Consider the following 22,898-nt stretch of genomic DNA (forward strand, 5'->3'; position numbering starts at 1 on the left):
AGATCGCGGTGGAACGGATCAAACCGCGCGACGTTACCCCTGGACGCCTGTCGGTGATGACACGGAAATGGAGACGAGCGATGCGCCCAGACACGAACCCGGCGATTGAAAGCCTCCGTAAGGAGCAACACGCGCAACGCAAGGCTGGGCGCGAAGTCACAGCAGATCAGCAACTCGACAAGGCGCTGAAGGAGACATTTCCGACGAGCGATCCGATTGCCGTCCAGAGCCCGGCGAAGCCGGGTGCGCCCCGTCAGCGGCGGCAGTAACGCCGTTCAACGCACAGGGCGAGACTGTCCTGGTGCGGTCGTCTCATGGTTTGCAGAAGGGAAGATTCATGCGCGCCCTCGTTCATCTCGTCGGGTTATGGCTGGCTCGCGACATTGCCGCAGGAAAGTACCCCAGGCAGTTTGCCGTTCCGCTCGGGTTCCTGATCGCACGGTTGCGGACACCGCCCCTGATGATCGCGGTGTTCGGCTGCGTGCTGGCCAAGCTCGCCATGGACCGGCGCGGACGGAGCGCCAAGCGGGCACCCGCGCGGTCCCGCTGAGGCCGCCGGCGCCCCGCCATTCAAGGAGGCGGAGGCGAAGCCCGCGTCAGTTTTTGCACTTGCATTTGAGGGGGCGAAGCGCTCACTTCTCGTCAGGGGAAGGTCGATGCCGTTCCGCTCGATTGTCGCCACGCCAGAAGAGGTCGCCTCATCGTAGCGGCGTTCGAGACCGCGTGGGGCCAGATCGACGCACGCGGCGAGATCGATCGACAGAGAACGTCCATCCAACGGGAACGCCTCGGCTATATCGTGGTCGGGCTCTGGGATGCCGGCGGAGCCGGCCAGCTCGCGGAGCGGGCCGTTCAGCAATTCGACGCCACCGCGGCGAACGCGCCAAGGCTCCCACGAAGCACAACGCCCCCGGTTGACAGCCGCTGACCGCGGGCGGCAGTGCTCGCTCGACCATCCCCCGCATTCACGCCAGGCGGCCATCGGCATGCGATCAGCCGGGCGCCAGGGCGAGGTTCAGTGCGCCTTGGACACGTGCTCGGGTTTGCCCTTGCGCTTGGTCGAAGCCATGTCGTGCAGCTCCTCTTCGGTCATCGACTTCGCCATCGACTTCGACGCGCCCTTCAGCTCGCTGGTTTTGATCTCGCCGCGCTTGGCGGCGAGCGCCGCTCCCGCGGCCTTCTGCTGGGCTTTGGATTTCGCCGGCATGATTGCGCCTCCTCTGAAAGGTCGGACCGAGATCAACGGCCGGGCCGCGTCTGCGTTCCCGGCCGGCTCAGCGATGCTGGGGCTCTGGCGCGCCCGCAGGAGACATGGCGGGAACAACTGCTGACGCTGCGGGTTATACCGGCATCTCCCAGAGACCCAAGATCTCTGAGTTCCAAGGCACTGCCCGCCGCTCCGAAAGGGGGGGCGGGCTTTTTGTCGGCGACCGGAGAGCTTGCATTTTTGAGCGCGATGGCCAGATTTTCGATGCAGTTTGGTGTTGGGGGGAGCGACCATGCCATTCTCATCGCTCACGGATCCGGTGGACATTGCGCGCGCCCAGGCGGCCTTGGATGCGGCCTGGGACAAGATCAGGCCTGGCCTCGACACTGGGCAGGACCTTGAGCGCGAACGACAGAGACTGGCCTATATCGTGGCGAACCAGGTGATGATCGCCATCGATGACGAGGACCTGATGCGGCGTACGCTCGAGAAGTTCAGGGCGCATCCCTAGTCCCGGGACTCACGAGCGCCGGGGCTCATACGTCCCGCGCGCCTTGAATTCCCCGTTGAATAGCGCGCAGGCTGTGGAACCAGAGGCGCCGCAATCCCCTTCCGGCGTCATCACGGCCTGAGCCCCGCCGCTTCTGCCGGAACGGCGGGCACTGGTTTGGCCATCGGCCGCTCCATCCCGCTATCGCATGGCGGGTTTCGCCAGCCCATCGGTCCTGCCGGGTGGGGATGCCTTCAGAGCCGCCCGGCGTTTCGAACCGAGGCGGCCGACCAGATCGCCGACGAACAGGACCTCATACCGCTTTCAAAAATGAATGCCGGCGAGCGCGGGTGGCGCGCTCGCCATAGGGCACGGGCTGTCCGGACGTGCCCGCCTATTGCGGGTTCGTCGCAACCGACTGCGTTGCGCCCGCCTGCTGTTGCCGCGGGAAGCGCGGCTGGAGTTGGTCTTCCGGATTGACCGGGAAGGGGAAGCCAAGGACCGTTGACCGGCCGCGAACCCGGTTCTGCGCCTGGCATTTCTTGACGCATTCCGTGGCTGGCGGAGCGACCTCGACCGCATCCTCGCCCATCACCTGGCCCATGCGACCGCCACTCGCCACGTCCCAGCGGGATACGCCGCCGCAATGACGCACGGTCGCGGGGCTGGTGGGGACGCGGGTGGCGATCAGGTTCACGCAATCCGGTTCCGACCTGCGCGTGGCAACCTGAGGGCTGTCCCTGCCGACGAACTTGCGGGAGAAGTTATTGCCGAAATTGACGCGGGCCGGGACGGTGACCGTGATGTCCTTGTAGGGAACCTCGTCGCCTTCCCGGTTCCGGAAGTTGCGATTGTCGAAATAGAACGCCTTCAGCTGAGGGTTGGCKCCTTCCGCCAGGATATGGGTGAAGAGGGTCGGCGTTCCATCTTCGCGTTCCACCTCCATCTGGAATATGCCGCCAGTCGCGCAGTCCTTTGCCTGGATCTTCATGCTGAGGTTTTGGCCCGTTCTCCCGATCTCGATCTCGGTCTCCTTGATCTCGACGGTGAGTGAACTGGTCAGCGACAACCCGCGATGGTCGGGGAGCTTGCTGGCGAAGACCGGGGTCGGCACTCCTCCCGTGATGTCGAGGGGATTTGGCGCACCGGTTAGCGTGAAGTTGCGGATGCCGAGGGTCGCCGAGTCGACATCGAATTGGGCATATTTGCCCTGCACCCGAAAACTCGTCCCAAGAGCGCTGGCGGGGAGGGTGGCATTCTGAGTGCGTCCCAGCACGGTAAAGCCGCCGCCCTCGCACCCTTCCGATGACGCGGCCTGGGCTGCGCCTGCTGCGAGGAGCAGCGGCAGCGCGACCAGCGCGGCGGTCCCCAGATGACCGCTCGCGCGACCGTTCTCACCCGCTGTCCGCGCGCAGGGCGTAGTGCGAAAATGGCAAATACGTCGCATGACCATGAGTAGCCTCCCTGGGTTTTATGGTTGGCAGTCCCGATTTGGAGCGGATGCGTATTCCAGCAGTATCGCTCGGCCGGGAGACCCAGCCTAATACGCATTGGATGACGTCGTGTTCGCGGTCTTCTTCGCAGATGCGTGAAGGGCTTCTGGGGCCTGCGAACCCTACACCGGTGAACCTGACATTTACCTGACGCGACCTGTCAGGTTGCGCGTGCACCAGGGCAATGATTGGCCAAGCCAGCGAAACGCGTCACGGACACGTCCGGCGCGGGCCACGCGTAGCTCCTCCGCAACTGGCAATTACTGCTGGGCGAGGCTATCCTCGGCTTACGAAATCTTACGCGGTTCTCAAATCCATGGATGCCAGGCAGAAGCGGCACGCTTTCTTCTTCGCGCTGATCGGGAGTTTCCGCGTGATGTGGCCGGTTCTCTCCGGTGTGCTCGCGACCATGCTCGTGCCGGGGTTTCTGATCGGGCGCATCGAGGACTGGGGTTTCGGCGACTCCCTCTATTTCACCTTCGTGACCGGCTTCACGATCGGCTATGGGGATTTCACGCCGACGCATTTCAGCTCGCGCATGCTTGCCGTCGTGATCGGTTTCGCCGGCATCGTGATGACCGGACTTATTGCGGCTGTCACTGTCGAGGCGCTGCGAGCGACGGAAGTCGAGCCGCCCGAGCATAAATAGGGGTCCGCCTGCGGCTGCCTGGCTTCCGGAGGCGAATGCGAGCTCAAGGGGTCGCGTGCGAGCATCGCCGTGGGCGGAATGACCGCTGTCACGCCGGCCCCCGACGTCCGGGCTGGCTGCGCAACGGCGGCGAGCCGATTGTCCCCCGGAATCGCGACCGCCTGATCCGACGCGCGATTTCGATTTCGGCTGCGCCGCGACGCAGCCGGGATACAATGGCTCCGCGTCCTTCCCCTACCATTCAAGCCATCGGGAGAAGAGCCATGCCCGAGCAGATCGATCACCCGCGCAGGAATGTCCTCGGCGCCCTGGCGCTCGGAGCCGCACTTGCCCCGTTCACTGCGATCGGCGGTGCCCGCGCCCAGACCAGTCCACCCTCCGTCACACCTGCGGGCAGCGCGGGGCAGGGCGTGCAGGCCTCGTTTGCTCCGCTGAAGCGGATCGTGGCGGGCGTTCTCGAGGTCAGCTATGCCGAGGCCGGCCCGGCGGATGGTCCGCCGGCGCTGCTGCTGCATGGCTGGCCCTATGACATCCACAGCTATGTCGAGGTTGCTCCTCTTCTCGCCGGGGCCGGCTACCGCGTAATCGTGCCCTATCTGCGCGGATATGGAACGACGCGCTTCCTCAGCGACGGCACGCCGCGCAACGGCCAGCAGGCGGCCCTGGGCCGTGACCTCGTCGCCTTGATGGACGCCCTGAAGATCGAGAAGGCGGTCCTCGCCGGCTATGACTGGGGCGCCCGGACCGCCAATATCGTCGCCGCGCTCTGGCCGGAGCGCTGCAAGGCGATGGTCTCGGTGAGCGGCTATCTCATCGGCAGCCAGGAGCTGAACAAGGTACCGCTGCCGCCGAAGGCCGAACTGCAATGGTGGTACCAGTATTATTTCGCCACCGAGCGCGGGCAGGCGGGGTACGCGAAATACACGCATGACTTCGCGCGCCTGATCTGGGAGCTGGCCTCGCCGAAATGGGCCTTTGACGACGCAACCTTTGCGCGCTCGGCCACCGCCCTCGACAACCCCGACCATGTCGCGATTTCGATCCATAATTATCGCTGGCGCCTCGGCCTGGCCGCGGGCGAGCCGCAATATGACGAGCTGGAAAAGAAGCTCGCTGCCTTTCCGACGATCGGCGTGCCGACGATCACCATCGAGGGGGATGCCAATGGCGCGCCGCATCCGGAGCCTGCCGTCTATGCGAAGCGGTTCACCGGCAAATACGAGCACCGGCTCTTCACCGGCGGCATCGGCCATAATCCGCCACAGGAGGCGCCGCAGCCCTTCGCCCAGGCGGTGATCGCCGCCGACAGGCTCTGACGGCCGCATGATCGGGAGCCCGCTGCTTTGCCGGCCTCATGGGGCGGAAACGGGCTCCATGGTGCGAGCGCGCGCGATCGAAGGCGGATTCCTGCCCTGAATCCGGGCATCGCGCCCCGAATGGCGCCGGACTGCGCAGAGCGCTGTCGCGGCCCCATCGTAAGTATAGATTCGTGGTCTGACCTTCGCCGCACGGATTGAGCGACCATCATCTCTACAATTCGCGGCGCCCTCCAGCTATCACCGGCACGGTATTTCTGCCGCAATTGCGGCATCGGGGGAGGTCGGCATGTATCTACCGCGTCTGACCAAGGGTTTGCGGCTGCGGGAGGCGCAGCGTGCTCTCGAAAACCGGCTCGAGATCGTCAAGGCGCTGTCGGTCGGCGAGATCACCAAACGCGATTTGCTGCGCTGGGGCTATTTCACGGCGGGTGGCCTGCTGATCGCGAAGAATGGGTTGAGCCCCTTCGCCAGGAGCGCCTACGCCCAGGTGCCGACAGGCGCGCCGCGAAGCCCGACCTTCGGTGTCGACAAGTTCCATGACCTGATGCCGCGCCCGGAGGTGCTGAAACCCGTGCCGCTGACGCGCATGGCGAATGGCGATGCCGCCTGGGGCGGAGCCTCGGGCGCCCAGGAGCTGCCGGCGAAGAATTTCTCCTACCACACCGATTTCACCAGTTCAGGCGGTGGGCTCTACCGCAACCCGGTCACCAATGCGGGGCCGTTCGAGGGCCGCCCGCCCGGTGAGTTCTTCGCGCATCAGCGCTGGGAGGAACTCTATCCCAAGAAGGGCTATCTGCTCTCGCTCGGACAGGTCAAGGCCGGCTGCTATTTCTGCGACGGCATGCCGGAACAGGCGGCGACCTCGATGTGGACCTTCGGGCCGCGCGCACCCGGCCGGGAAGGGCGGACCGCCGGCTTGCGCACCGGGATCGGCCAGCCGACCCTGATCAAGGCGCGCTATGGCGAGCCGATCCTGACCCGGATCTATAACGATCTGCCGGTCGACCGGAGGAAGAATGGCGGCTTTGGGCGCAACGAGATCTCGATCCATCTCCATAACGCCCATAACGGCGCCGAAAGTGACGGCGCCTGCAACGCCTATCACTTCCCCGGCACCTTCTACGATTACCACTGGGGCATGGCGATGGCCCGGCGCGACATGCCCAATGTCTGGCCGACCGGCGACCGCGACTATGCCCGCAAATGCTCGGGGCCCGATGACCGCGAGGGCCTGGTCCAGGTCCCCGGCGATTTCCGCGAGATCCAGAGCAGCCTCTGGTTCCACGACCATCGCTTCTTCTTCACCGCCGAGAACGTGCACAAGGGCATTTTCGGGCTGTGCAATATCTATAGCGGCCCCGATCGCGGCCGCGAGGACCTCAATGACGGCATCAACCTGCGGCTGCCCAGCGGCTCGCAGCTGAAATGGGGCAATCTCGATTTCGACGTGAATCTGGCGGTCTCGAACCCCGCCTTCGACGCCAATGGCCAGGCCCGCTTCGACATCTTCGACACTGACGGTTTCCTCGGCGATATGCTCTGCGTCAACGGCACCTATTACCCCTATTTCGAGGTGCTGCCGCGGCGCTACCGCTTCCGCATCCTGAATGCGGCGATGGCGCGGTTCATGAAGCTGGCGCTGGCGGTCAACAAGAGCCGGCGCTTTGCGCGCATGACCAATGTGCCGTTCTACTTCATCGCCAATGACGGCAACCTGCTGGTCAACCCGATCGCCCTGACCGAGACCGACGAGATGGGCGTGGCGGAGCGCTTCGACATCGTCGTCGACTTCGCCGCCTTCGAGCCCGGCGACAGCGTCTATCTGGTCAACCTGCTGAAGCAGACCGACGGGCGTCTCCCCAAGGGGCCGGTCTCGATGGCCTCGGCCTTCAAGGGCGATGACGACGATCCGTGCGTTGGTCCCTTCCTCGAGTTCCGGGTGGTGAACCAGCTTCAGAGCGTCGACAACCCCGGCAAGCTCTACAATGCCAGCAGCCCGCTCGATGTCGACCGCAGCGCCAATTTCGCCGATCCCGATTGGCGCACGGGCACGAAGACGCTGACGACCCAGATCCCGATCGTGGCACCGGTCCGTGAGCGGGTGATCGAGTTCGGACGATCCGGCACCGGCGATTCACGGGGCGCCGACGGCCAGTGCATCCCTGAATGCGGCGACATCGCGAGCTTCCCCTGGACGATCAAGATCAATGGCGAGAACGCGCATTCGCTCAATGCCAACCGGATTTCGATGCTGATCCCGAAGCCGGGCGAGGTCGAGCATTGGACGCTGATCAATGGCGGTGGCGGCTGGGATCATCCCATCCACCTGCATTTCGAGGAGGGCGTCACCATCGATCGCGGCGGTGCGCCGATCCCGGCGACGGAGCGGCTGGCGCGCAAGGATGTCTGGCGGCTGCGGCCCTCCGGCCGGGTCAAGTTCCAGGTGCGCTTCGGCGAGTTCGGTGGCGCCTATGTCAGCCACTGCCACAACACGGCGCATGAGGATTTCGCGATGCTGCTGCGCTACCAGATCCAGAGCGAGCAGCCGGGCGATCCGAATTTTCGCGGCCAGCCGCAATACCAGCTGACGATGACGCCGATCCCGACGCCGAACGGCGTGGTCTGGAAGCAGCCCGAGGTCTTGCCGGAGGGCGATCCGCGCAGCACGCGCTTCGCCAGCGCTGGCTGAGGGCTCCTAGCATCGGCCCGAAAAGTGGATTGCGGTTTTCGGGACAGCCGATGCCAACACGAAGGCATCGGCCCGAAAAGTGGATCGCGGTTTGCGGGAGAGCCGATGCCAACACGAAGGCATCGGCCCGAAAAGTGGATCGCGGTTTTCGGGACAGCCGATGCCAACACGAAAGAATCGGCCCGAAATGTGGATCGCGGTTTTCGGGCCGATCCAAAGACAGCCATGGCAGCCGTCGCCCTTGGTGACGGCTGCTGTTCTACGGGCTGCGCCCTAGCGCTTGAGCGGCGTCTCAGCGATCACACGCAACCCCGCGGAATATTTGTTGAAAAGCCTCTCGCGGTCATAGACCTTGTTCATCCGTTCTTCCGCCAGGTTGTCGCGGATATCCGCCTCCTTGACGAAGCGCGCCAGCGGATGGGCTGCGGCGCGCCGGATATAGTCCACGTATTCCTCGCCGTCGCGACGGGTCAGGGCTTCGAGCGCAGACAGGATCTCCTGGGAGAAGCCCTCGCGGTGAAGGTCGTGGAGGGTCCATTTCGAATCCTGCACGACATCGTGCAGCGCCGCGATAATCGCCGATTCCTCGTTGCCGCCTGCCAGGAAGCGCGCCATCAGCCGCATCGGATGGGCGATATAGGGTGCGCCGGTCTTGTCGAGCTGGCCGGCGTGAGCCTCTGCCGCAATACCGATCGCTCGTTCCAGGGTAGCCATCGTTCACTCTCCTCCGATGCCACAGCTTAGGCCGTAAGGTGCCCGGCAAGAAGGTGGCAAGTGATCGGCACCAGGGCGTCTCCAAGAGGTCCGTCTCAACCCACCGACCAGCCAGGCGCCGGGTGCCAGAGACATCGAACCCTGCATTCCATCGAGCAGAAGCCGAAAAATCCCGTGTTCCTACGACAAGGGGTCTATCGCCAGCGCCACAAGGTCGCGAACCTCTTCGCCAAGCTTAAAGACTGGCGACGCATCGCCATAGATTACGACTGATACGCCCCCATTTTCTTCTCGGCCATCTATCTCGCCGCAACCGTCATCGTCTGGCTCCAATCAACGAATTCTGAGTCTAGTCGTACGACAAACGATGCAAGACTAAGTGCCGGATTGCGCAAGTGCCGATCTCGGGCAATCGTTTGATCCGGCCCGAATGATCAGGCTGCGGGGGGATTGAGCAGGGAGATCGCGTTATGAACGTGGCTGCGCAAGCACCGGGGGCGGCTGACGCGCCCCGACCGATGTCCAGAGAAGAACGCAAGGTCATCATCGCCTCGTCGGCCGGCACGGTCTTCGAGTGGTACGATTTCTACCTCACCATCCCGCTCGCCGCGAACATCGCCGCCAGTTTCGTGCCCGGCGACAACGATACGGCGAAATTCATCTTCGTGCTCTTCAGTTTTGCAGCCGGTTTCGCCGTGCGGCCGTTCGGCGCGCTCGTGTTCGGCCGAGTCGGCGATTTGATCGGCCGCAAATACACCTTCCTCGTCACCATGACGATCATGGGCCTCGCGACCTTCCTCGTCGGCGTCCTGCCTGGCTATGCCACGATCGGCATCGCGGCCCCGATCGCCTTTATCATCTGTCGCCTGCTACAGGGCCTGGCGCTCGGCGGCGAGTATGGCGGCGCCGCGACCTATGTCGCCGAACACGCCCCGCAGGGCCGTCGCGGTTTTTACACGAGCTGGATTCAGATCACCGCAACCTTCGGCCTCTTCCTGGCGCTGGCGGTCATCCTGGGGCTGCGCTTCAGCATGTCGACCGAATCTTTCAACGCTTGGGGATGGCGTGTGCCGTTCCTGCTTTCGATCATCCTGCTCGGCTTCTCCATCTGGATCCGGTTGCAGCTCGCTGAATCGCCGGCTTTCCAACGCATGAAGGAAGAAGGCAGCCAGTCAAAGGCCCCGCTCACCGAGGCGTTCGGCACCTGGTCCAACGCCAGGATCGCGATCATCGCGCTCCTCGGCGGTACGGCGGGCCAGGCCGTCGTCTGGTATGCTGGGCAATTTTATGCGCTCATCTTCCTGACGCAGACGCTGAAGGTCGACGCGACCACGACCTACCTGATCCTGGCCTTGGCGCTTTTGCTCGGCACACCCTTCTTCGTCTTCTTCGGCAGCCTATCGGACAAGATCGGCCGCAAGCCGGTCCTGCTGGCTGGATTGCTGGTCGCGGCGCTGAGCTATTTCCCGCTCTTCACCAAGATCGCTACCGTCGCCAATCCGAAGCTGGTGACCGCGACGGAGAGTGTGAAGATCGACATCACCGCCGATCCCGCAACCTGCGGCTCGCTGTTCGACCCGGTCGGCGTGCGCGTCTTCACTGCGCCCTGCGACCTCGTCCGGCGCACGCTCGCGTCGACCTCGATGCACTATGATCTGAAGCCCGGCGCGGCCGGCGCACCGGTCGCCGTCAAGGTGAATGGGACCGATGTCGCCAATCCCGGCGAGAAGGCAGGCGCCGCGGTCGTCGATGCGGCTTACGCCGCCGGATACCCCAAGGCCGGCGATGCATCGATCCTGAAGGTTCAGTCGCTGGGAGCCCTGTTCGCGGATAGCCGGGCACTGACTCTTGTCGGCCTGCTGTTCCTCCTCGTTATCTTCGTGACGATGGTCTACGGGCCAATCGCCGCGCTGCTCGTCGAGCTCTTCCCGACACGCATTCGGTATACGGGCATGTCGCTGCCCTACCACATCGGCAATGGCTGGTTCGGCGGCTTCCTGCCCCCCACCGCCTTCGCCATCGTGGTGGCCACCGGCAACATCTTCTCGGGCCTCTGGTATCCGATCATCATCGCGATGATGACCTTCATCATCGGCCTGATCTTCCTGCCGGAGACCAAGGATCGCGACATCTACAAGATGTAGCGGCCACCAACTCGGGCTTTGCGCCACGTATGGAAGCCCCGCCTCGCCAGGCGGGGCTTTTCGACGGTCATTGGGCGAACCCGGCTTCACTGACGCCGTGCGAGTGATCTCCAAGCCCGGGCCGGGCGCACGGGCTGCGGCGGATGTCAGGCCCGATCGCCGCTACCATGTCACGCGCAGCCCGACATTGCCGCCGAAGCCCCGGCTGTGGTTCGAATCGGCATTCGTCAGATAGCTCGCCTCGGCGTAGAGGCTGATGGCTTGCGTGACCTGCGCGGTGACGCCGCCGCCGATTTCGAATGCGGTCGCGCCGCGTTGTGTCGTGACGAGGTTGGTGTCGAACAGCGTCTTGTCGTTGCCGCCGAAGCTGCGCCAGAGATTGGCGGTGAGATAGGGTCTGATCTCGGTCGTGCCCCAGAGCAGGCTGCCGCGCAGTCGCGCGCCGATCCTGCCCGTCAGCGCGTCGCTGCTGTCCTGGCTGATCGCGGAAAACAGATCCCGGGTCTGATCGAACGATGTGCGTTGCCAGATGAGCTGGCCCTGCGGCTCCAGGATAAGGCCGCCGCCAAGCGCGATCGGGTAGCCCGCCTCGACCGAGCCGGTGAAGACCGTGCCATCGGCGTCCGACCGGATGCCGCGGTCGGAACGGGGCGTGCCATTGAGCCAGCTGTTCATCAGGACGGTGTCGAGATACCAGCCGGCCGGTCCGACATGGGTCCAGTAGGCGCCGACGCTGTAGGAATCGAGCCCGAGCTTGCCGGTGGAGGCGCGCAGCTGCCCAAGGGCGAAGCCGCGGACATCGCCCTCGGCCCGTCCATAGCCGAAGAAGGCGCCGAAACGGTCGCGATGGCCGCTTTGCCAGTCGACGCCGTAAAGATCGAGGCCGGTCTGCAGGCCGATGATGCTGCCCTTGAACTCCGGACTGACATCGCCCGAGAAGCGCTGCTCGCGATGCTGGCCGAAGACGCGTCCCCAGCCGGCAGAGGCGATGCCGGTTCCCCGCAGCAGGTCCTGGTCGCCCTGGCGCTCGTGGAAGGTGCCGAGCGTACCGAGCGCCAGCATGCGCGCGGTCGCGGGCGTGATCGCGTTGGTCGCGACTTCCGGACGATAGAGCGCAACCACCGGCCCGTCCGGGCTTGCAATCGTCGGCGCGCCCGGCGACGGCGCCAGGATGGCATTCTCGGCGCCTGCAGCCAGTTGTGGCTGCGGCACCACGGTTGTCGGTGGGGGCAGGGTGGAGCGGAGATACCAGTTCTGCTCGGTGCCGGCCGCGATGCCGCCGCGATAGAGCGCGTATTCGAAGGCGCCGGCCGCGATCGGCCCGGCCTGGCTGAAGGCTCCAGCTGCAGTCGTGCCGCCGTTCAGGGTGTCGACCACCTTGATGCCGCTGCCGAATGTCGGAGCGCCGGTTCCGCCGAGGTTGAGGATCGTGATTCGGGTCTGCCCGCTCGCCGAGCCGCCGGAGATGATCAACTGGTCCGATGGCGAGGCGCTGTCTCCCAGCACCGTCTGCAACCGCATCCGCGCATTCTGGCCGGCATAATTCCCGATGATCGTGAGGCTGTCGCTTGCGGMGGCCGGGCCGTTGGTCAGATCGATCGTGCCGGCATTGGTGACCGTCACCAGCTGGCCCGGCGTGAAGGGCGCGATCGCATGCACTCCATTCCCGGCGAAGACAGTGCTGGTCGCATCGATCGACAGCGTGCCCGTCCCGGTTCCGGCGTCGCCGAGCGTCAGTGTGCTGGCAAAAGTCAGCTGCGAGTTGTTGGTGAGCTCGAACAGCTCCCAGTTGATCAAACGCGCGACGCCGGTGGCGCTCGTATTGTTCCAGGTCAGCCGATCGATGCCGGGGCCGCCATCGATGATGGCCGTCGGGACGATATTCGCAGCCGTCAGGCCGGTGAAGACGGCCACGTCGTTGCCCGCGCCGAGCCGGAAGCCGGTTTCGAGCACGCCGCCGCCGGTCCAGTTCACCGTGTCGGCTCCGGTGCCGCTGAGCAGGAAACCGCCGACGCTGCCCCCGGAGATGGTGAAGACGTTGTCGCCATTGCCGAAATTGACGAAGCCGCCGATGCGCCCGCCGGACAGGTTGAGCGTGTCGTTGTTCTGGGCCGCCAGAACGTTGGTGACGATCAACCCGCCAGACATGGTCAGCACATTGTTGGCGAGCGTCATGTCGATCGAGCCGATCTGGCCGCCGGTGACCGTGACGAAGTCGCCTTCGTTCAGCCCACCGGTGATGACGCCGCCGGACACCGTCGCGAAATCGAGTTCGCCGCCCTGGTTGACGTTGCTGTTGATCGTGCCGCCGGCCATCACGAAGCGGTCGACGCCATCGCCGAGGCCGCTGCCCTGGTCGACGGTGCCGTTCACCAGGCCGCCGCGCATGATGAAGGTATCGGCTCCGTTGCCCTGGCTKACATTGCCATTGATGGTGCCGGAATTGTCGATGATGAGCGGCGCGTTCCCCGTGCTGACGATATCGCCGTTGATCGTGCCCGTGGCGAGGTTGTTGACGGTATTGAGCCCGTTGCCGGCAAAGGTGATTGCGGGGCCGGTTCCGCCATGGATCTGCGCGGCCGCGCCGCCGACGCCATTATTGATGGTGATGGTCTGAGCCGCGCTGGAGGCGCCGGTGCCGGCCGCGATCCCGTTGGTCGATCCGCGAACGATGCCGCTATTGTCAAACACCAGCGCGCGCGCCGACGCGCCGGCGGCAAAACTCTGGTTCACGCCGATGCCTGCGCCGCCTCCCGTCGCAGTCCCGGCAATCGTCGCACCAGCGGCATTGGCGATCTGGATGGTCGAGCCCGCGTTGCCTTGCAAGAAGGACATGCCGAGCGCATTGCCGGCTCCGGCATTCGTCGCGGAGATGATGCCGAGATTGGTGAGAACGCTCGTCCCGGCCCCGGTCCCGGACGAGAAGGCCACGCCGGTGAGGGGGGTGGCAGCGCTTCCGGATGCGATGATCGAGCCGTTATTGTTGAGCAGGTTCCCGGCCGTGTTCAGCCCGAAGGTGACAGCCTGACCGGTCGCTGGTGCCTGCTGGACGGTTGCGCCCGGCGCGACCGTGATGGTGACGGGCGTGTTGGCCGGCGCCGCAAAACCATCGGCGTCCGTACCCGAGCAGGTCACGATCGCMCCGGCTCCGGGCGGATCGGGTACGCACTGTGCCTGCGCGGGCAGGGACGCGAAGAACCCGATGAGACCGGAAGCAAGGGCGGAAACAGGGCCGTGAGCGGAATGTCGCCTTGCTCCGGTCGCTCGAAGCCATCGCCCCATATGCACGCCCCGCTTGTAGCCGAGTCAGGGCATGATGAAGTTGGTTGAGCATCTAGTCGACCGGAAAAGCGACTGAGCAGCCGCCCGGTCCCCGTATCCTGTCAATACCTGCCAGGCGGAAGCTCCGGGTTCCTTCCGTTGAAGATGTCTGCTCTCAACCATTCCGGGCACAACCGAAGGGCCCCCGACTGCCGCCGCCGGTCGCAGACCTGTGCACCGAGCAGAAGCACACGCCAGAACCGGTCCGTGGCAACGCCGGCCATCATGAACGACAGGACCGCCAGCATCCGGTGCCCTTCGGCGAGCGGCGAGGCCCATGGCGCGCCCGTGAGCCAGATGAGGCCGGCAAAGCTGGCGCTGAAGCTTGCGCAGAATAACAGTGCGTAGAGCAGCAGGGACCCAAGAACGCTCTTGAAGGTCACGCGCCCTCAAGTCCCGGCGATTATGTCCCCGATCGATTCGTGCAGTTCATGAAGGCCATATGCGCGGGCGTGCGCCGGGGCGCTGCGTTCCATTTGATCTTGCCCGGGCGATGCGGATCGGCAGTTATCGAGCCACCATTGTTGAGAGCACAGTTGCAGGCGCGCATATTCTTCATGCCCCTGCATTCCGGCCTCGTCCCGCCTGACTGCGCCGACGCAGTCGAGGCCAACCCCAGCATGCCCAAGAGCACGCTGCTCACGACGATAGTCATCTTCACGGCAATCTCCCCACAACCTGACGCAGCGTTTCACGCCGTCTTTCATGAGTCCACGGGGCAGCACGACCTTGCTCTGCCCTCGGCAGGTCCAGAGGCTCCGGGAAGGCGTTGCCTGCGTCGGTCGCCCAAGGATCGTCGACGGGCTTGATCGCGTCCGTCCCGGCGGATACGGCAACGCGTCCGGTCGGGAAGGGCAGTCGAGCCCTCCGCGGCAGCGCGGCCCCGCACTTCGCTGTGGAATGAATGATGAGCTTCACGATCCTGGCTTTCGGCGACAGCCTCACCTGGGGCTCGGACCACCTGCACGGCGGCCGCCATGCGTTCGAGGACCGATGGCCGAATGTGCTCGCGGCCGGGCTAGGGTCCGCGGCAACCGTCGTGACTGAGGGGCTGGGCGGACGAACCAGCTGTTTCGACGATCACATGTCGCCGTCTGACCGAAATGGCGCGCGGATCCTGCCGACGCTGCTCGGCAGCCATTATCCGCTCGATCTGCTCATCATCATGCTGGGCGCCAATGATCTCAAGCCGCATATCTGCGGGCGGGCCGCGGGGGCTGCCGCGGGAATCGACCGGCTCATCGAGATCGCACAGAGCTTTCCCTATGGCTGGGGCGCCGCAGCGCCCAAGATCCTGGTGGTGTCGCCGCCGATCTTCGCTGCCTCGCGCGCACCGGACGGGTTGCCCGTCGGCGGGCGCGATATCGCGGAATCCCGGCGCCTGGCACCGGAATATGACGCCGTTGCCCGACGCCGCGGCTGCAGCTTCTTCGACGCCGCCTCGGTTGCCAAGGCTTCGGTCATCGACGGCGTGCACCTGGACGCAGAGAACACCCGCAATATCGGCCAGGCGCTTGTGCCGGTCGTCGTTGCGATGATCTGACCCTCCGTGGGTGCCGCGGCTTTCCCGGAAGCCGCGACCCGGTCCTCGGGGCGGCTCTTTAGGCTCGCATCCGGMATCGGTTGACCGCGCCATGCCGCCCTCTGACGAAATGGTTMTCGTGCCGCACTGACGGCCGCGCCTCATTCCCAGGAGCTGGCCGAACAGGCTGCAGGCCTGACTTCCTGGGGTCTGCTAACTTCTTCCGGACAAAAAACACTTACTGCGGGGCGGGCAGGATCATACTCCCGGTGATCTCCAGATGGCGCCTCATCAGTACGGCGGCCAGTTCCGCATCTCCTGCCTCCAGCCGCGTCAGGATCTCCATGTGCTCGCTGTGGTTGGCCCGCACGCGATCAAAGCCGTGCTTCCAGTTATAGATCGAGAAACGCCGCAGCCGGTTCTGGCGTCGCATGGCCTCGAGGAAGAAGCGGTTGCCGGAGGCCTCGGCCAGGCCCTCGTGAAATGCCGCGTTCATCTCGAAGAAGGCGACGCTGGAGGATTCGCTCCAGGGCAGGGACAGGCTTTCATCGTGCTGGCGCCGCATCTCTTCGGCAAAGCCGGGCAGGAGCGCAAATCCAGGCTCGAGAAGCGCGGCCGGCTCGATGATCAGCCTGAACCGGTAGCTCTCCCGGCGTAGTTCTGCGCTCCAGCGCGTCAGGAACCGCCAGCCATAGCCCGGTTTGCGCTCCACCATCTTCAGATCGGCAAGCAGGTCGAGCGCCCTGCGGACCGTGGGGCGCACGGCATCGTAGCGCTGCATCAGCTCCGTTTCCGAGATGTCGTCACCAAGCCTGCCATTGTCCCGGTCGGTGGCGATGCGCACCAGCAGGTCGTCATCGCCGGAGCGTTCGCCGGGTGCGGTCGCTTCCGCCGGCAGGGCGGCAAGCAGCTCGACGCCGCGCTGCGGCCGCCGGATGACGAGCCCGCGCGTGGCCAGCAGATCAAGCGCGGCGCGCACCGGCGAGCGGGAGACGTTCAGGCGCTCGGCCAGGGTCTTCTCGTTCAGGCGGTCGCCCGGAGCGACGCCGTCGGCGCGGGCGAGATCCATGATGCGCCCGGCGAGCTCTTCCTGGAGGCGCGTGGGCTGGCGGCTGGTTTCATTGTCCATAATGGTCATTGTATCACAAAAAACATTCTGATACGTCTCGTCAAGGCTGCGGCGGGCCCGGGCAGCCCTTGAAGGGGAGAGCTTAGCAACAATGCCGTTTTCCTCGCACTGCTCGCCCCATGAAATCGCCAGCCCGTCGCGGCAGCGCGGCCGCCCATACGGCGGGGGCACGCCGGATCGCAGCGGGCAGGGCGCCGGCCACCCGGCGATCCGGATGCCAGCCATTGGCGTCGCAGGGCGCCTGATCCGCGCGCCGAGCATTCCGGCCAGGCCGCGCATCGCGGTCTGTTCGCCGGAAACGAGGATGGAAGTGCCGCGCGCAACCGTCGGCGTCCCGAGTGAGACGGCACGATCGGCGGCCTTGAATCGATCATGCCCATGGGCCGCGGAGCGATGGCCCCGTGGAGCTGAAGCCAACTCAAGAAACGAGGGGATCAAGATGAGACTGCACACGCTGCTGGTACTGTCCTCCGGCCTCCTGGCCGGCATCGCGAATGCCCAGGAGGCGCAGCCGCTCCGCCTTCGCCTCAACGCCGATATCCGTTCGCTCGATCCGGGCGTCAATCGCGATGCCAATACCGACGCGGTCCAGAACCATCTCTTCGAAGGGCTGGTCGCCTTCAGGGAGGATGCGAGCGTCGGTCCGCTCCTGGCGAAATCGATCAGCGTCTCCGAGGACGGCAGGACCTATACCTTCGTGCTGCGGGACGATCTCCACTTCAGCAATGGCGAGCTGGTCGGCAGCGACGACGTGCTGTTCGCCTGGAAGCGCTACACCGATCCCGCCACCGGCTGGCGCTGCCTCTCCGAGGTCGATGGGCGCGGCGCCGTGAAGGTGACGGATGTCGTCGCCAAGGACGCCAGAACCGTCACATTCACGCTTGCAAAACCCTCCGCGCTCTTCCTCGGGACCCTGGCCCGTCCCGATTGCGGCGGCACCGGCATCTACCACAGGAGCTCGCTCGGCCCCGATGGCAAATGGCTTGCGCCTGTCACGACGGCACCCTTCAAGCTCGGCGAATGGCGGCGCGGCCAGTTCATCGATCTGGTCCGCAACGACAGATATTCCGCCTTGCCGGGGGCGCGGGACGGCCTCACCGGCAACAAGTCCACCACGCTCCAAAAGCTGCGCTTCGCCATCATCCCGGATGAGTCGACGGCGAAGGCAGCCCTGCTGGCGGGCAATATCGACGTCAATTTCGATGTCCAGAACGCCGATCTGGCCGAGTACAAGGCCAATAAGGACGTCGCCCTGGACTCGGCATCGGTGATGAATGTCAACGACATCCTGATCCAGACCAAGGATCCGCTGCTGTCCGATGTCCGCATCCGACGCGCCTTGCAGCTCGCCCTCGACCTGCCCGTCCTGGTCGACCAGGTCAGCGAGGGAACGGCCAAGCCCAACAACTCACCGATCCCGCCGGCGAGCGCCTATCACCGGAAGCTCCAAGCGCAGCCGATCGCGCGCGATCTCGCCACCGCCAGGAAACTTCTGGCGGAGGCGGGCTACAAGGGGCAGCCGATCAGGATGATCACCAACAAGCGCTACCAGAGCATGTTCGACCAGGCGGTGATCGCGCAGGCCATGGCCAGGGAGGCCGGAATCACGATCGATCTCGACGTGCTGGAATGGGGCGCGCAGCAGGACCGCTATCTCGCGGGGTCCTATCAATTGATGTCGCACGGCTTTTCCGCGCGGCTCGACCCGTCGCTGTCCTTCGAGATGTTCACCGGTTCCAAGGCGGAGCAGCCCCGCAAGGCCTGGGACAACCCCGAGGCGCAAAAGCTCCTTGCTCAAAGCATGGAGGTCGCCGACCCGGCGCAGCGTCAGGCGATCATCGACAGGCTCGAGGTGATGTTTCGCGAGGATGTTCCGATGATCGTGCTCTACTCGGAGGTCCGGACCAGCGCTGCCCGCTCCTATGTCTCCGGGTACAGGAGCTGGGCCATGGGGCAACCGCGAGCCTGGGGTGTCTCCATCGCCAGGTAGCCCATGCCGGGCACCGCCATGATGGCCGACAGGCCGGCGCCGGTGCCGAAGCTCATCCCCAAACTCTCTCGTCAGGCGCGGATGCCGGGCGCACCGCCCCTGACGCTCTTTCCGCTGAACAGGATTGGACCATGACTTTGACACGACTGCCGCGGGCGACGCCTTCATCGCGCGATGTCGACGCTGCCGGGATCACGCGCTTTCTCGACGCTGTGCAGCTCGCCGGCCTCGAACTGCACAGCTTCATGGTCTTCAAGGACGATGCCGTCGTTGCCGAGGCTTTCTGGAAGCCGTTCGGTCCCGACCGCCCGCATATGCAGCATTCCGCCACGAAGAGCTGGACGGCCGTCGCGGTCGGCTTCGTCCATGCCGATGGGCTGCTCGACCTCGACGACAAGGTCGTCGATTTCTTCCCCGAGCATCTGCCGGCCGAAATCAGCCCGAACCTCGCAGCGATGACGGTCAAGGACCTGCTGACCATGCGCACGGGCCACCGCACCGGCCTCTCCGGCGGCGAATGGCGCTACCTCACCGGAAGCTGGATCGAGGCGTTTCTGAACGAGCCGGTCGTCGAACGCCCCGGCACGCGCTTCGTCTACAGCAGCGGCTCCAGCTACATGCTGTCGGCCATCGTCACGAAGCTGACCGGGCAGACCGTCAGAGACTATCTGGAACCGCGCCTGTTCCGCCCGCTCGGCATGGGGGAGATCAGCTGGGATGTCTCGCCGGAAGGCATCGGCACCGGCGGGAACGGGCTGAGCTGCTCCGCTGAGGACATGATGAAGTTCTCCGTCCTGCATCTCCAGGACGGCATGTGGAACGGCCAGCAGGTGATCCCGGCCGATTGGGTCCGGGCGACACGGCACAATCATGTCGGCGAATTCGAGATGATGTCGTTCGACGGCAAGCGCTATCGCCCGGCCGATCCCGCTGGCGTGCCCGATATCCGCCCGGGCTATGGCTACCAGTGGTGGATGACGCCCCATGGCGGCACCCGCGCCGCCGGCGTCTTCGGGCAATATTACATCCTGTTGCCCGAGCAACGCGCCGCGATCACGATCACCGCGGCCCTTCCGCTGAGCGAGAAGCGGCTTCTGAGCACGGTCTGGGCGGAGCTGTTCCCGGCCCTGACGCAGCCGGGCTCCGCGGCAGCCGACGCGGCCCTTTCGTCACGCCTGGCGACGCTGGCGATGCCGGTCGAGGCGGGAGCGCTGCAGAGCCCTCGCGCGTCCGAGATCAGCGGCCGCACCATTCGCTTCGCGCCGAATGCCAACCACGTATCGGAAGCGTCGCTGAGCTTCGCGGCAGGGCACTGCGAATTCCGTCTCGTCGACCACCGCGGCACGCACAAGATCACGCTCGGCCTCGGGCATGGCATCGAAGGCCAGACGACGATGAGCGGGCAGGACCTGCATCACGCCTACCAGCCGGACCTCATGCGGGTGATCGCAAGCGGCGTCTGGCGCGACGAGGCGACCTTCGTCATGACGTGGCGCTATGTCGAGACCGTGTTCTGCGACACCGTCATCCTCCGCATCGAGGGCGACACGGTCGAGCTCGACCGCAGCGTCAACGTCAATGCCGGCCTGACGAAGCACCCGACGTTGAACGGTGCGCTGTCGCGGGCAGCAGCCTGAGACGAGCCCCCGGGGGCACCACCCGGGGGCGGATCGCGCGGCGATGAACACAACCCCACAGGTTCACGATGAAAATCCTCGTTCTTCCCGGTGACGGCATCGGACCCGAGATCACCACCGCCACCCTTGCGGTACTCGACGTTGCCGATGCGGCGCTGGCGCTCGGGCTCGATATCGAGACCCGCGAGATCGGCCTCGCCAGCCTGAGGGCGCAGGGCACGACCTTGCCGCAGGACGTCATGACCCGGATTCCCGAGGTCGACGGTGTCATCCTCGGCCCGGTTTCGCATTACGAATATCCGGCCCGCGACAAGGGCGGCATCAATCCCTCTGCCGAGCTGCGCGTCGTCTTCGAGCTCTTCGCCAATCTGCGCCCCTGCCGGTCGCGCGCGGGCCTGAGTATCCTGCGCAAGCCGATGGACCTGGTCATCGTGCGCGAGAACACCGAGGGATTCTACTCGGACCGCAACATGTTCGCCGGCGGCGGCGAGTTCATGCCCGATCCCCACATGGCGTTGTCGATCCGCAAGATCACGGCGAGATCCTCGGCCCGCATCGCGCGCGCCGCCTTCGAGCTGGCGCGTGGCCGCMGCCGCAAGGTCACCGCCGTCCACAAGGCCAATGTCGTCAAGCTGTCGGATGGCCTGTTCCTGCGCGAGGTCCGCAAGGTCGCTGAGGATTTTCCAGATTTGGAGCTGGAGGAACTGATCGTCGACGCGACGGCAGCGCTCCTCATCCGCTCGCCGGATCGCTTCGACGTGATCGTGACGACCAACATGTTCGGAGACATCCTCTCCGACGAGGCGTCCGAGCTGTCCGGCAGCCTCGGTCTCGGCGGCTCGATCAATACCGGCCATGACATCTGCGTCGCGCAGGCCCAGCACGGATCCGGGCCCGATATCGCAGGGCAGAACCTGGCGAACCCGACCTCTCTCATTCTCTCGGCTGCGATGCTGCTGGACTGGCGAGGCCGGCGCGACGCCAATGCCAGGCTGATCGCGGCCGCGGGCGCGATCGAACGCGCCGTCGATATCGTCCTCGACGATCCAGCGACGCGCACCCGCGATATCGGCGGCACATTGGGCACGGATGCCTTCGCGGAGGCTGTGACCGCGGAATTGCGCCGGCAACTTTCGGGACGTGTCGCGGCCTGAAGCCGAACGCCGCTTGGATCGGGCCCGTCCGATCCTGAACCCAATTCATCAGGTGAGATCGCATGTCGACTAATCCGGATACGGCTCGCGCCAGGCCCGCCGTTCTTCGTCCGTCCGAGATCCCGGCGCGCCAGCGCGGCGGTGGGGCCAAAACGATCCCGCTCGTCACGCGTCGCACGGGCTCGACCAGCTTCATCAATGGCATCACCATCTTCGAGCCGGGGGCTGCGATCCCGCTGCACAGCCACAATTGCGAAGAGAGCGTCATGCTGCTGGAAGGCGAGGCCATCGCCGAAATCGACGGTGTCGAGTACCCGATCACGGCAGGCGACATCACCTTCATCCCCGCCGATCTGCCGCATCGGTTTCGCAACGTCTCGGCGACCGAGGGTATGAAGATCCTCTGGATCTATGCCTCGATCGACGCAACGCGAACGCTGGTCGAGACAGGCGATACCCGCTCGATAGACGAGGAGCACCTGGCGCCCGTGGCGACCTGAGCAGGGAGCGTACCCAGCCGGCTGAAGGTGATCGGGACTGAGCCCTGAACCGAAGGGAGGGGGGCTGCCCCGGTCTTGGCAGAGGTTCCTGGAGGGCAATCGCTTATGTTGCGGCGATTGGAGATGCGGCACAATCTTCGCGCAGATGTGTCCCGCAAACAACGGAGGCTCAACTTTACGTTTGCCAGGTGTCGCGTGGTCTAGCGTCCCGGACTGAACTCTGTTCCACTGGCTACAGGCGGTCTGGACTTCAGACGGAGCATCTCATGTCTGCACGGCGCGATGGCTGCGGGCGATTGGCACTGAGGTTCGCGCTCGCCATCTCAATCGGCTTGGCGAGCTCTTTCGCGGTCGCGCAGGAGGAACCTGGGAAAAGCACGGCCGATCTGGCCAAGGCGGCGCAGAACCCMGTTGCCGACATGATCAGCCTGCCCTTCCAGAACAACTTCAACTTCAATGTCGKGCCGCATAAGCAGCTGCAGAACGTGCTCAACATCCAGCCCGTGATCCCGATCACGCTGAACAAGGACTGGAACCTGATCACGCGCTGGATCACGCCGGTGATCTCGCAACCGGCCCTGACGGTGAATGGCGAGCGCGAGTTCGGCCTCGGCGACATCAACCCGAGCTTCTTCTTCTCGCCGAAGCAGCCGACGCACGGCATCATCTGGGGCATCGGCCCGACCTTCGTATTCCCGACCGGCACCGACAAGACCCTGACCAGCGGCAAGTACTMGGCCGGCCCCGCCTTCGTCGCTCTGGCCATCGAAGGCCCCTGGGTCGTCGGCGTCCTCGTCAACAATGTCTGGTCCTTCGCGGGCAAGAGCAACCGCAGCGCGGTCAACGCGATGACGCTGCAGCCCTTCGTGAACTACAATTTCCACGGCGGCTGGTACCTGACCTMGTCCCCGATCATCACCGCCGACTGGGAGGCCGGCCA

19 protein-coding genes are annotated in these 22,898 nt (G+C 65.2%); 13 read left to right on the forward strand and 6 right to left on the reverse strand.

Annotation, left to right across the window (positions count from 1 at the left end; translation table 11 throughout):
- Positions 1–8 precede the first annotated feature (8 nt).
- Positions 9–269, forward strand: coding sequence for a hypothetical protein (locus AC1DIO_RS24680; protein ID WP_441506827.1), 261 nt, complete (start codon positions 9–11; stop codon positions 267–269).
- Between the two features lie 68 nt (positions 270–337).
- Positions 338–550, forward strand: coding sequence for a hypothetical protein (locus AC1DIO_RS24685; protein WP_476854243.1), 213 nt, complete (start codon positions 338–340; stop codon positions 548–550).
- A gap of 465 nt (positions 551–1,015) precedes the next feature.
- Here AC1DIO_RS24685 and AC1DIO_RS24690 read toward each other — a convergent pair whose 3' ends face one another.
- Positions 1,016–1,207 carry a DUF3008 family protein gene (locus AC1DIO_RS24690; protein ID WP_441492280.1) on the reverse strand — a complete coding sequence of 64 codons (192 nt, stop codon included), beginning with the start codon at positions 1,205–1,207 and terminating at the stop codon, positions 1,016–1,018.
- 292 nt (positions 1,208–1,499) lie between these two features.
- Here AC1DIO_RS24690 and AC1DIO_RS24695 point away from each other — a divergent pair, with 292 nt between their 5' ends.
- Positions 1,500–1,718: a hypothetical protein gene (locus tag AC1DIO_RS24695; protein ID WP_476854244.1), complete on the forward strand. Its 219-nt coding sequence runs from the start codon at positions 1,500–1,502 to the stop codon at positions 1,716–1,718.
- 373 nt (positions 1,719–2,091) lie between these two features.
- On the opposite strand, the gene AC1DIO_RS24700 is transcribed toward AC1DIO_RS24695, so the two are convergent.
- Positions 2,092–3,150 (reverse strand): hypothetical protein, encoded by a 1,059-nt coding sequence (locus AC1DIO_RS24700; protein WP_441506823.1) that lies wholly within the window; start codon positions 3,148–3,150, stop codon positions 2,092–2,094.
- A gap of 356 nt (positions 3,151–3,506) precedes the next feature.
- Between AC1DIO_RS24700 and AC1DIO_RS24705 the strand changes: the two genes are divergently transcribed.
- From AC1DIO_RS24705 to AC1DIO_RS24715, 3 genes are all read left to right on the forward strand, one after another.
- On the forward strand, positions 3,507–3,839 hold the full coding sequence (locus AC1DIO_RS24705; RefSeq protein ID WP_441506822.1) for a potassium channel family protein: 333 nt from the start codon (positions 3,507–3,509) through the stop codon (positions 3,837–3,839).
- A 263-nt stretch (positions 3,840–4,102) separates the two neighbouring features.
- A complete protein-coding gene (locus tag AC1DIO_RS24710; protein WP_441506821.1) occupies positions 4,103–5,155 on the forward strand; it encodes an alpha/beta fold hydrolase in 1,053 nt (350 codons plus the stop codon).
- Positions 5,156–5,444: 289 nt separating this feature from the next.
- Positions 5,445–7,847, forward strand: coding sequence for a multicopper oxidase family protein (locus AC1DIO_RS24715; RefSeq protein ID WP_441506820.1), 2,403 nt, complete (start codon positions 5,445–5,447; stop codon positions 7,845–7,847).
- Between the two features lie 273 nt (positions 7,848–8,120).
- Here the strand turns inward: AC1DIO_RS24715 and AC1DIO_RS24720 are convergent, their stop codons facing one another.
- Positions 8,121–8,561 (reverse strand): HD domain-containing protein, encoded by a 441-nt coding sequence (locus tag AC1DIO_RS24720; protein WP_441506819.1) that lies wholly within the window; start codon positions 8,559–8,561, stop codon positions 8,121–8,123.
- Positions 8,562–9,079: 518 nt separating this feature from the next.
- Between AC1DIO_RS24720 and AC1DIO_RS24725 the strand changes: the two genes are divergently transcribed.
- Complete coding sequence (locus AC1DIO_RS24725) at positions 9,080–10,705, forward strand: MFS transporter (protein WP_441506818.1); 1,626 nt, start codon at positions 9,080–9,082, stop codon at positions 10,703–10,705.
- 162 nt (positions 10,706–10,867) lie between these two features.
- Here the strand turns inward: AC1DIO_RS24725 and AC1DIO_RS24730 are convergent, their stop codons facing one another.
- On the reverse strand, positions 10,868–13,840 hold the full coding sequence (locus tag AC1DIO_RS24730) for an autotransporter family protein (protein ID WP_476854245.1): 2,973 nt from the start codon (positions 13,838–13,840) through the stop codon (positions 10,868–10,870).
- Between the two features lie 248 nt (positions 13,841–14,088).
- Positions 14,089–14,409 carry a hypothetical protein gene (locus AC1DIO_RS24735; protein WP_441506815.1) on the reverse strand — a complete coding sequence of 107 codons (321 nt, stop codon included), beginning with the start codon at positions 14,407–14,409 and terminating at the stop codon, positions 14,089–14,091.
- 524 nt (positions 14,410–14,933) lie between these two features.
- Here AC1DIO_RS24735 and AC1DIO_RS24740 point away from each other — a divergent pair.
- On the forward strand, positions 14,934–15,569 hold the full coding sequence (locus tag AC1DIO_RS24740) for an SGNH/GDSL hydrolase family protein (protein ID WP_441506814.1): 636 nt from the start codon (positions 14,934–14,936) through the stop codon (positions 15,567–15,569).
- Positions 15,570–15,786: 217 nt separating this feature from the next.
- On the opposite strand, the gene AC1DIO_RS24745 is transcribed toward AC1DIO_RS24740, so the two are convergent.
- Entirely contained in the window at positions 15,787–16,686 is a 900-nt protein-coding gene (locus AC1DIO_RS24745) for a GntR family transcriptional regulator (RefSeq protein ID WP_476776877.1), read from the reverse strand.
- 430 nt (positions 16,687–17,116) lie between these two features.
- Between AC1DIO_RS24745 and AC1DIO_RS24750 the strand changes: the two genes are divergently transcribed.
- From AC1DIO_RS24750 to AC1DIO_RS24770, 5 genes are all read left to right on the forward strand, one after another.
- Positions 17,117–18,667 carry an ABC transporter substrate-binding protein gene (locus tag AC1DIO_RS24750; RefSeq protein WP_476854246.1) on the forward strand — a complete coding sequence of 517 codons (1,551 nt, stop codon included), beginning with the start codon at positions 17,117–17,119 and terminating at the stop codon, positions 18,665–18,667.
- 131 nt (positions 18,668–18,798) lie between these two features.
- Positions 18,799–20,304 (forward strand): serine hydrolase domain-containing protein, encoded by a 1,506-nt coding sequence (locus AC1DIO_RS24755; RefSeq protein ID WP_476854247.1) that lies wholly within the window; start codon positions 18,799–18,801, stop codon positions 20,302–20,304.
- 68 nt (positions 20,305–20,372) lie between these two features.
- Complete coding sequence (locus tag AC1DIO_RS24760; protein ID WP_476854248.1) at positions 20,373–21,458, forward strand: isocitrate/isopropylmalate dehydrogenase family protein; 1,086 nt, start codon at positions 20,373–20,375, stop codon at positions 21,456–21,458.
- Positions 21,459–21,520: 62 nt separating this feature from the next.
- On the forward strand, positions 21,521–21,958 hold the full coding sequence (locus tag AC1DIO_RS24765; RefSeq protein ID WP_476776873.1) for a cupin domain-containing protein: 438 nt from the start codon (positions 21,521–21,523) through the stop codon (positions 21,956–21,958).
- 266 nt (positions 21,959–22,224) lie between these two features.
- Positions 22,225–22,898, forward strand: a 674-nt coding sequence (locus tag AC1DIO_RS24770) for a transporter (RefSeq protein ID WP_476854249.1), incomplete at its 3' end; no start/stop codon positions are given.

Source organism: Allobosea sp. 05T439 (assembly GCF_056396005.1).

Coding starts and splice junctions, on each gene's coding strand:
- AC1DIO_RS24720 (WP_441506819.1), bottom strand. CDS start 8,561: ATGGCTACCCTGGAACGAGCGATCGGTATTGCGGCAGAGGCTCACGCC.
- AC1DIO_RS24705 (WP_441506822.1), top strand. CDS start 3,507: ATGGATGCCAGGCAGAAGCGGCACGCTTTCTTCTTCGCGCTGATCGGG.
- AC1DIO_RS24715 (WP_441506820.1), top strand. CDS start 5,445: ATGTATCTACCGCGTCTGACCAAGGGTTTGCGGCTGCGGGAGGCGCAG.
- AC1DIO_RS24690 (WP_441492280.1), bottom strand. CDS start 1,207: ATGCCGGCGAAATCCAAAGCCCAGCAGAAGGCCGCGGGAGCGGCGCTC.
- AC1DIO_RS24740 (WP_441506814.1), top strand. CDS start 14,934: ATGAGCTTCACGATCCTGGCTTTCGGCGACAGCCTCACCTGGGGCTCG.
- AC1DIO_RS24750 (WP_476854246.1), top strand. CDS start 17,117: ATGAGACTGCACACGCTGCTGGTACTGTCCTCCGGCCTCCTGGCCGGC.
- AC1DIO_RS24725 (WP_441506818.1), top strand. CDS start 9,080: ATGTCCAGAGAAGAACGCAAGGTCATCATCGCCTCGTCGGCCGGCACG.
- AC1DIO_RS24685 (WP_476854243.1), top strand. CDS start 338: ATGCGCGCCCTCGTTCATCTCGTCGGGTTATGGCTGGCTCGCGACATT.
- AC1DIO_RS24745 (WP_476776877.1), bottom strand. CDS start 16,686: ATGACCATTATGGACAATGAAACCAGCCGCCAGCCCACGCGCCTCCAG.
- AC1DIO_RS24755 (WP_476854247.1), top strand. CDS start 18,799: ATGACTTTGACACGACTGCCGCGGGCGACGCCTTCATCGCGCGATGTC.
- AC1DIO_RS24765 (WP_476776873.1), top strand. CDS start 21,521: ATGTCGACTAATCCGGATACGGCTCGCGCCAGGCCCGCCGTTCTTCGT.
- AC1DIO_RS24695 (WP_476854244.1), top strand. CDS start 1,500: ATGCCATTCTCATCGCTCACGGATCCGGTGGACATTGCGCGCGCCCAG.
- AC1DIO_RS24710 (WP_441506821.1), top strand. CDS start 4,103: ATGCCCGAGCAGATCGATCACCCGCGCAGGAATGTCCTCGGCGCCCTG.